The following is a 9,695-nucleotide window of genomic DNA, read 5'->3' as shown; positions in this document are numbered from 1 at the left end:
TATAACAGGCAAATGTCCGAGAATTGTTACAAGGACAAATATATTTATCATTTTACAGCTTTTTTATGTGTACTGCAATTTTATAAAAGAAAGGACAGCAGTATCATCAAATTGCTGTCCTTGCGGTTTATTATAGCTGGTAGTGTATAAGCGTGGGTTCATCATATTTGGTGTGGTATCTTTAACTATGGGAAACTCCATTTTCCCACTTATTCACCGCCGGAGTGGTTACTCCCAGACGTTTTGCCATTTCTTCCTGCGTGTAACCTAATTCTTTTCTATATTTTTTAATCACATTTCCAATATTCATCATATTTTTCTCCTGAGTCAAGCGGATATTCCAGGTCCGCTTCGCTACTTGCTCATAACCGAATGCTGCTTCGCAACTTATTCGGTTAAAATTCCAAAAGCTTTTGTGATTAAAGCATAGCAGAATTGACAGATGAGCACAATTGAATTGTTGTTAAATACATTTCATATTTTTTAACTGTTAGGAAAGTTAAAAATCCAATTACAAATTTTATCAGAAAAGGCAGGTAAATAACTTTTCTCGACCCTCTTTTTAAGCTTTGCAATATACTTATTACGAACATCTTTCCCATATTTTGCATATCCTAACAGCAGAAGTCAAAAAGGAGTCTCTGTATGAAGAATAAAAAATGGATCTCACTGGCAGCAGCTGTGATTTTTGCAGTAACTGCACTGCCAGCCACAGTCTTTGCTGCAAAGAATGGAGAATCAAAAGAGGAGCTTACAAAGGTTACCTTAAACGAAGTGGCGCATTCAATTTTCTATGCACCGCAATATGTGGCGATTGAAGAAGGGTATTTCGCAGAGGAAGGGCTAGATCTGACACTTGTCACAGGATTTGGTGCGGATAAGACTATGACTGCTGTCATTTCCGGAGAAGCTGATATTGGATTTATGGGGGCCGAGGCATCTATCTATGCCTATCAGGAAGGTGCCACTGATCCGGTTGTGAATTTCGCACAACTCACCCAGAGGGCTGGAAACTTCCTTGTGGCAAGAGAAGAAATGCCGGATTTCACATGGGATGAGCTGAGAGATAAGAGAGTTCTTGGTGGTCGTAAGGGTGGCATGCCGGAAATGGTATTTGAGTACATTTTAAAGAATCATAATATTGATCCGGCGTCGGATCTGGAAATCGACCAGAGTATTGATTTTGGTTCCACTGCAGCTGCATTTACCGGCGACATGTCAGCAGATTTTACTGTTGAATTTGAGCCTTCTGCAACCGCCCTGGAAAAAGAAGGAAAAGGCTATGTAGTGGCTTCTCTGGGCGTGGATTCCGGCTATGTCCCCTATACCTCTTACAGTGCAAAGACCAGCTTTCTTAACGAAAACCCACAGATTATCCAGAGCTTCACAAACGCCCTTCAAAAAGGCATGGACTATGTACAAAGCCATTCCCCTGAGGAAATTGCGCAGGTGATTTCCCCTCAATTCCCGGAAACAGATATAGATACCCTTACCACAATTGTCAAGCGTTATTATGAGCAGGATACCTGGAAAGAGAATCTGATATTCGAAAAAGATAGTTTTGAACTTTTGCAGGATATTCTGGAGAGTGCAGGAGAATTATCTGACAGGGCAGATTGTGAAAACCTGGTTACAACTGCATTCGCTGAAGCTGCGATTTCTTAAAAAAGTTGCTATTTAATGTGCTGGTCGTTATTCCGGACGCATTTGGACAATGCGTCCCTCCTGAAGAACTTTTCAACACATTAAATAGCAAATACCGTTCTCTATGCCTCCACCGCATTCACCGACTCCCGAATACAAGGAATACACTCCACAAAGCAATTTCCATTATCCAACTCCACTTCTTCTTTTGTCAGAATCCCAATAATGATCTGACAGGCTTTATAGCCAATATCATGAAGAGGAAGAGCCATGGTAGTAAGCGGCGGCTTTTCATAGCATGCCATTTCACGGTTATCATAGCCAGCCACAGCCACATCTTTCCCAGCATGAAGCCCAAGCTCTTCCAAACGGTCATAGGTTCCACCAGCCATGAAATCATTCATACAGAAAATAGCTGTTGCACCCTTTTCCAAAAGAATATCCGTGTTCTCATAGCCACTCTGCCGATCCCAGTCCCCATAAGTAACCATATCCGGATCATAGAGAATCCCTCCTTCGAACAAAGCCTTCTGGTAGCCCTCCAGACGGGACTGGGTATGAATACTCTCCTTCTTACCTGCGATAACACCAATTTTCCTGTGTCCTCTGGAAACAATATAACTGACCAGATCATGGGCACCTTTGATATCCTTCACCACTACAGATGGGATTTTCCCACTGCCAGTAAAGCCATAAGCAACTACCGTTGGAATGGGCAGATCCTCTGGGATAATATCGATCAGGCGCTCATGGGCAGCCACATAAATAATTCCTTCGACCTGCTTTGCCAGAAGCTTCTGGAACTCCTGACGTACAATTTCTTTGTGACGGTTATCACGGTAATAATTATCCTGGAATTTCTTATAAAGACGGAGATTTACAAGAAGAATCTGGTAATCAGCTTCCTCACAGTATTCCGTAATGCCGTCGATAATATCAGGAAGAGCAAAAACTGTCATATCTTCTGCAATAACACCGATACTTCTGGTGTTTTTGGTTTTCAGATTTTTGGCAACATAATTAGGCGTATAATTCATCTCGCGAATCACCTTCTCTACACGCTCCCTGGTGGCATCACCAACGCTGCCTTTATGATTTATAATATTGGAAACAGTCGCAACTGATACGTTACAGGCTTTTGCAATTTCTTTTATGGTCGGCATGGAACTTCTCCCTCCGGTTTTTTTATTAATTCTTTCTATCACAATCTTATCATATTTTATTCACAGCCACAATCGCCATCTCTACTCCCCTGCTCTTCTACTTTGTAATTTTTCAAAGGGCTGCAGCACCCTTCGCTCCACGGCCCTGTCCACACAGGCATATATCACCATCTGCGGAAAAGAAACGCCGATCGTAAGCAGCAGAAACAGAGAATATGGTGCCAGTGCCAGCAAAATTCCGCCGGCAATTACCACAGTGATTACGATCACCATACTCAGCTTCCATTCCAATACCATAATGAGAAATGTATTTTTCAGCAATACCCCCACGCCAAGGTCTAACATAGCGGACATTACAAAATAATATCCACCAATAAGTATGGCAAAGATCATTACACCAATCCCACACCCAATCAGCACATCATGGGTAGTTCCCTTGCCGAAATTTCCAGCAAGACTGAGCAGATAACAGGAATAGAATCCCAGAGCGCCGGTGAGCACTCCCGCCGGAAGATTTTTCAGAATATCAGACTTAAATTCTTTCCAGTAATCCTCCAGGGAAAAACCATATCCTACCCGGTAAATCGCCGAAAGATAACGGTTCAGTGCTGACAGAGCTGCCGGAATCGTCACGATTGGAATACAGCACAAAAGGAACAGCACATTTGCCCCAACCAGTCTGCCGGCGTAATTCCAGAGTACATAACCAACTCTCTTCACACCGCCCTTTGGCGTCTCTTTCTCCTTATCATTATTTCCCTGATACCAGTCCATGAATCTTTTTGTCAGTCTCATATGCTTTTCCTCAAAATTACTGCCTGATTACAGCCTCTTCATACACCCCACAAAGCATTGTCTTAGAGCGTGTTTGAAAAAGAGGCTTTTTACATCCTCATTTTAAATTTCGTACAGGCAGGACCACCGCCCTGCCTGAAAATGTTAATATTGTTATAATTTAATTTTTCATACCAGTCAGCACAATTCCTTCCACAAAGCTCTTCTGCCCGAAGATATAAATCACAATACCAGGAAGGATTGTCATAAACGTGGCTGCCAGTGCCACCGGCCAGTTAGTTCCGAATGAGCCGGTAAAGTTGGTCAGCGCAATGGCAAAGGTAAATTTGCTCATGCTGTTAATGTAAATGATCTGCTGAAGCAGGTCGTTCCATATCTGGATGAACAGCATCATTCCAACTACAACTACCGCCGGTTTAATTGAAGGAACAAGAATTGTCCATAGGATTCTCATTCTTCCAGCCCCGTCAATGGAAGCCGCCTCATCAAGTTCCTTTGGAATCGTCATCAGAAACTGCCGGATCAGGAAAATGTTGAAAAAACCACCACCTGTTAAGAACGGCAAGATCAACGGCCAATATGTATCACCCAGTCCCATTCCCTTTGTCCAGAAAATATACAGAGGAATCAAGGTTACCATTCCCGGAAGAAGAATCGTGCCAACACAGATGTTGAAGATCAGCTTTTTCCCGCGGAAACGAAGTCTTGCAAAGGCATATCCGCAAAAAATCGCAGTGATGGTACCAAAGGTAACTGCCGGAATGATAATGGTGAATGTGTTCTTAAAATAAGTCCAGTACTCAAAAGTCTCCAGCGCTTTGGAATAGTTTGACCAGAGCCACTCATGAGGAATAAAGGAAGGCGGATATTCATTCAATGCTGCCGTGCTCATCAGGGAAGAACGGAAAATCCACCAGATGGGAAGAAGTACCAATGCAGCCAGAATCAGTACAATGAAAAACGCCAGAACATTAAAGGCTTTTTCTTTTTTCTTTCTGCTTGCCATTTTTCCAGCCATTTCTCATTCCCCCTCTCCGAAAATCTGTTCTTTCTGCGTCTTAAAGAGTACTGCCGTAAAAATTCCAACCAGGATAAAGAAGATCACAGAATAAGCAGCTGCATATCCCAGTTTGTTTTTCTTAAATGCATAAAGATAAATAACATAGGACATAAACATGGACTTTTTTCCTGGGCCGCCATCTGTAAGAGCCAGCGCCGGGTTGATAACCTGCAGGTGTGTGATCAGGGCAGTCAGCACGTTGTAAAAAATAATCGGGGAAATGCTTGGAATGGTAACGTTCCAGAAGCGCTGCCATGCATTTGCACCATCAATTTCCGCTGCTTCCATGTAAACCCGCGGTACATTCTGAAGTCCTGCAAGGAAAACCACGATCAGGTTGCCGCTTGTCCAGATTGCAATTACTACCAGGGAAGGTACTACCTGACTCGGACTGTCCAGGAATCTCTGAGGTTTCAGTCCCACCATTCGAAGGACAAAGTTAAAAAGTCCGAAGTTACCTTCATATAACCATTGCCATCCTTTGTAAACACCGATTGCAGGCAAAAGGTATGGAATGAAGAAAACAGAACGGAATAATGTCCGTCCCCATATTTTCATATTCAAAAGCAGGGCTACCAGAAGAGAATAGATAATAGCGCCTACCACAGCCAGAAGAGCGTACAAAATTGTCGCTTTTATAGAATCTGCGAAATAAATATCTTTTGTAAAAATACGCTGGAAGTTCTCCAGACCTACAAACTCCGGTGAGGAAAGACCATTCCACTTAAATACGCTTAAAACAAATACTGCCAGTGTCGGCAGATAACTGATCAGACTTACTCCAAGGAATGCCGGTATCAGACAGAGATAAGCGGTCCTTTCTTCTTTTCTACCGGCCCTTGATGTCACTTTTATTTTGTTTTTCTTATTTGCTTTCATGCCCGCACCTCTTAAAAGGGAGCTGACCGGTATCTGTCAGTAATATGAAATAATATCCTTGGACAGTAACCGGTCAGTCCAGTTGCTTTTCCTATTTTTCAGCAGATTTTCACTGCTGCTTCATGTTACCTATTATCAGTAACTGTTTCGTTCACTATTTTGCTATAAAATAACCAGCTCTAGAGCCTGTATGAACAGCTCCGATCAGCCATTGTTCTCAGCAAAGATATCCTGAAGCTCTTCCAGGTTCTCGTTAATCGCTTCTTCCATGGTCTCCTCACCAGCCCATACGCTGGAGAATACAGAATCAAGTGTGGCGTTGAACTCTTCAGTTCCGTTTACATAATACCAGGAGGTAGATTGTGCGTTGTTCATAGCATAATCCACAACTGCGCTCTTGTACATGTCTTTATCCGGATAGTTCGGGTTGCTGATCCATTTATCTGTTTTCTCAGGATCTGTGTACCAGGAATCCAGGATCGGCATCCATGTTCCAGCCTCGATCAGGGACCAGGAATTCTCTTCCTGATAATACCATTTCAGCCATTCCATAGCTTCTTCCGGGTGCTCTGTTGTGGAGAATACCACGTTTGGTCCACCAGTACAGATAGTAACTTTTTCTTTCATGTAAGGCAGAACACCTACACCGTAATCAAAATCAGCGCTTGGTCCAAGGAAGGTGCCGACGTTCCATGCACCGTCTGTTGCCATAACCACCTTTTTGCTTCCAAGGGAGGATTCCAGAGCATTAGCAGCACTTGTTACAGGAGGTGCGCAGTGGTAAACGTCTGACAGATCTGCGATTCTCTGAAGTGCTTCTACCGTTTCCGGAGAGTCAATGGTGCATTCAGAGCCATCTTCGCTGTAATATCCGCCGCCATTGGATTTTGCCCATACTTCCAGCTGCCATGGCAGTGTGTTAATGGTACATCCGTAAATATCTACATTGTCCGGATCAAAATCAGGATCCAAAGCATTCTTTCCATTGATATCCAGAGTCAGCTTCTGTGCTGTCTGGACAAAAGTATCCCAATCCCATGCATCCTCAGCATCTGCCGGAGGAGTCACCTCTGAAGGATCGATTCCCTGCTTCTCACAAACCTCTTTCAGAAGATCGTTGTTGTACCAAAGGTTCAGAACTTCGTTTGCTGCAGAATATGCAACTGGTGTGCCGTCGTAACGGAATGTCAGACAATCCAGAGGTTTGGCATCGCCTTCACCATACATAGAGCTGATGTCTGCAAGAAGTCCGTTCTCTGCAAATTTCAGCACGCCGGCCTCACTCATAATACCGGTATCCGGAAGCTCACCAGCTGTAGCCATGGCATTCAGCTTGGTAACGTAGGTATCGTGATCGATCTTCACTACTTCTACTTCGATCTTGTCCTGTTCGCTGTTGAACTTATCAGCAACTGCCTGTGTAGCTGCTGTCTCAGTTTCATTTCCCCACTGTGCATATGTGATCTTTACTCTGTCACCATCTGCTGCAAAAACCGGAACTGCTGCTCCAACCATCATTGTACCTGCAAGTAAAATCCCCAATAACTGTTTTTTCTTCATACTACTTCTCCTTTTCTTAATCTTATTATAACGGCTTTGCCTGGCCGCTGTAAACATTTACTGTTTTAAAGTTAATCTGTAATACTGTCATATCCGCAGCTTGTGCCATACAAGCATTTCCCCCTGTCCCCGGTTGTTCCACATACAATACGGAACGGCCCGCAGAGAAACTTCTTCTTTTTCCAGCTCTACACTTCCGTACAACTGATTTTCGCCGTCTGCACCTTTGTTTCTTACACGTATTCCTTTATAGGAAAGAGTTGGAACATTTCCTACCAGTTCTTCTGCGGGAGCGTTTTCTTCTATCGAAGTGTTCTCTTCTACAAAAATCTCTGAAAGGAATCTGCCGTTTTCTTTTTCCTCCAGGCAATACACCAGCGGACCTTTCATCAGGGCTGTTTTTCCTGCATCTGCCCTCACCTGGTCATTGGCTCCCATCCATCTGGGAACCACATGGAAATCAATACTGATCCGTGTGTCTCCCGGTGAAATGCAAAGCCTCTGATAGCCTTTGTCAGGCTGCGTTTTTATGGAAATTCCATTCTGCACACATTCCCATTTCTCACTGTACCAGGGAATGCGGATGTTCAGGATTCCTGGTCCGGACGACTGCACCTGGAGCTGAACCTTTCCATCCTGCAAAAGCGTGGAATCCATTTTTATCTTCATACGGCTCTCTTTGATTTCTGTATCTGCTGTAGAGGAGATAAACTGGTTAATATAAACCCCTTCCTCATCTTCTGCGTATATGTACTGTCCCAAAGAAGCAAGGGTTCTTCCCACATTTGGCGGGCAACAGGCAACTCCAAACCATTTCTGCCTTACCGGTTTCACATGCTCCATGTAAGTGTGCTCTGTGCAAAATTCCGGAACCACCTCAAGTGGGTTTACATAAAAGTACCGGTCTCCTGCAATATTGATTCCTGCAATCACAGTGTTATACAACGCTTTCTCTACATAGTCATAATAAGAAGCATCTCCTGTGATGGCTGCCATTCTCTGCCCGAACATCATCACACCGATAGATGCGCAGGTTTCAGAATAGTTGGTACTGTTTGGAAGATCGTAATCTGTAGTAAACCGCTCGCGGAAGCCGCTGCTTCCGATTCCTCCTGTAATGTACATCCGCCGTGTCGTCATGTTCTCCCAAATTCTGCTGCAAGCTTCCATAAGCCCTGAATCGGCATCTTCTCCGGCCAGATCAGCCATTGCGGAGCACATATACATTTCCCTTACTGCATGTCCAACTGCCTCATCCTGCTCTACAGGAGGCTTGTGAGCCTGGGAATATTCCAGATCGTACCTCTCGAACTCCGGAAAAAATTCCGGATGTCCTCTTCCCGCAATTTCTGCCTGCAAATAATTAGGATTCCTGCCCCTCTCCTGGATAAAATACCTGGCCTGCTGAAGATAAATCTTCTTTCCGGTCTCCCGGTAAAGCTTCACCAGGGCCAGTTCAATTTCCTGATGTCCCGGATAACCTCGTTTCTGGCCTTTTCCTGTACCAAACACCCTGCATATGAGATCTGCATTTTTCTTTGCAATATTAAGGATTTTCTCCTTACCTGTAGCCTGGTAATAAGCAACAGCAGCTTCGATCATATGTCCGGCTGTGTACAATTCGTGGCCCTCCACCAGATTGGTCCACTTCTTCGCAGGGGCATTTACGGAAAAATAAGTATTCAGATATCCATCTGGTTCCTGTGCTTTCCCTATCAGATCAATAACCTGATCTGCCAGCTCTTCCAGATGCTCCCCACGGCCACCTGCTATGGTGTAGGCAACCGCTTCCAGCCATTTGTAAAGATCTGTGTCCTGGAAAACAACTCCTTTTCTCTCTCCCTTTTCTTCACCTGCGGCAATACGGAAATTATGGATACAATAGGTAGGCTCTGAATCTTCCAGCTGGTCATTGAGAATTTTCCACTGATGGGGAATGATCTTCTCGCTTACTTTATTCACATATTCCCCAAACAGACTGTCTGTGATCCGGATTCTCTTCAGATCCAACTGTTTCAAGTGTTTTTTCATATTTGCACCTGCCTTTGCCGATTTTAATTAATCGTTTAATCTTCTTTGTAAAAAATAAAAAACCGGATTAATTCCATGTTTTTCTTTTAGTTTACTGGTTTCTCGTTAATCGTTTTACTTATCTTTAAACTGATAGTAGCACGTCAAATGGATTTTGTAAATACTATTTATTTTTTTCAGCTTTTTTTATAGATTATATACTTGATTTTTATGGATTATCACTATATTTTTCGTCTAATTAAACGTTTTTCTATATTATTTTCTCTCTATAATACATTTTATGACATACAACCTTTCAAATAACGTACAAGTTTATTTTGTTACTGTTCGCTCCGTTCGCAGTAACGCGCTTTGCGAAGCACAGAAAGACGAACCTTCTTGTGACAAGCACAAGAAGTAGCGTTTGCTGCGCAAACTTAATTCTCGGGTTTTCTGTGAACTTTGTTCACAAAAAACGCCTCGCGGAACGTTACCAGTGAACAGTGACTTTATTTTTCAAACATTCTCTGGTTCTGTCAGACAATTTCTGCTATAATGTAAGTAATTATGATACCAGTGTCAAC

At 43.3% G+C, this 9,695-nt stretch carries 7 protein-coding genes and 1 pseudogene; 1 reads left to right on the top strand and 7 read right to left on the bottom strand.

Annotated elements, in window-relative coordinates; translation table 11 throughout:
- Positions 1–190: 190 nt before the first annotated feature.
- A pseudogene (locus tag PGQ38_RS18015) lies at positions 191–310 on the bottom strand (helix-turn-helix transcriptional regulator); the annotation flags it as partial.
- A 335-nt stretch (positions 311–645) separates the two neighbouring features.
- On the opposite strand from PGQ38_RS18015, the gene PGQ38_RS18010 reads away from it, so the two are divergent.
- On the top strand, positions 646–1,665 hold the full coding sequence (locus PGQ38_RS18010) for an ABC transporter substrate-binding protein (RefSeq protein ID WP_173717467.1): 1,020 nt from the start codon (positions 646–648) through the stop codon (positions 1,663–1,665).
- Between the two features lie 101 nt (positions 1,666–1,766).
- On the opposite strand, the gene PGQ38_RS18005 is transcribed toward PGQ38_RS18010, so the two are convergent.
- From PGQ38_RS18005 to PGQ38_RS17980, 6 genes are all read right to left on the bottom strand, one after another.
- Positions 1,767–2,807, bottom strand: a complete 1,041-nt coding sequence (locus PGQ38_RS18005; protein ID WP_118582645.1) for a LacI family DNA-binding transcriptional regulator — start codon at positions 2,805–2,807, stop codon at positions 1,767–1,769.
- Between the two features lie 81 nt (positions 2,808–2,888).
- Positions 2,889–3,602 (bottom strand): YesL family protein, encoded by a 714-nt coding sequence (locus tag PGQ38_RS18000; RefSeq protein WP_118582642.1) that lies wholly within the window; start codon positions 3,600–3,602, stop codon positions 2,889–2,891.
- Between the two features lie 160 nt (positions 3,603–3,762).
- Positions 3,763–4,620 (bottom strand): carbohydrate ABC transporter permease, encoded by an 858-nt coding sequence (locus tag PGQ38_RS17995; RefSeq protein WP_226815327.1) that lies wholly within the window; start codon positions 4,618–4,620, stop codon positions 3,763–3,765.
- Positions 4,621–4,623: 3 nt separating this feature from the next.
- On the bottom strand, positions 4,624–5,541 hold the full coding sequence (locus tag PGQ38_RS17990) for a carbohydrate ABC transporter permease (protein ID WP_118582639.1): 918 nt from the start codon (positions 5,539–5,541) through the stop codon (positions 4,624–4,626).
- Positions 5,542–5,745: 204 nt separating this feature from the next.
- Positions 5,746–7,101 (bottom strand): ABC transporter substrate-binding protein, encoded by a 1,356-nt coding sequence (locus PGQ38_RS17985; protein ID WP_173717466.1) that lies wholly within the window; start codon positions 7,099–7,101, stop codon positions 5,746–5,748.
- An 87-nt stretch (positions 7,102–7,188) separates the two neighbouring features.
- A complete protein-coding gene (locus PGQ38_RS17980; protein WP_118582633.1) occupies positions 7,189–9,132 on the bottom strand; it encodes a glycoside hydrolase family 127 protein in 1,944 nt (647 codons plus the stop codon).
- Positions 9,133–9,695 lie beyond the last annotated feature (563 nt).

It is taken from the genome of Blautia faecis (assembly GCF_027662325.1).
Taxonomy (GTDB): domain Bacteria; phylum Bacillota; class Clostridia; order Lachnospirales; family Lachnospiraceae; genus Blautia_A; species Blautia_A faecis.
The sequence above is the reverse complement of the archived record's forward strand: the minus strand, read 5'-3'. Positions and strand labels throughout refer to the sequence as shown.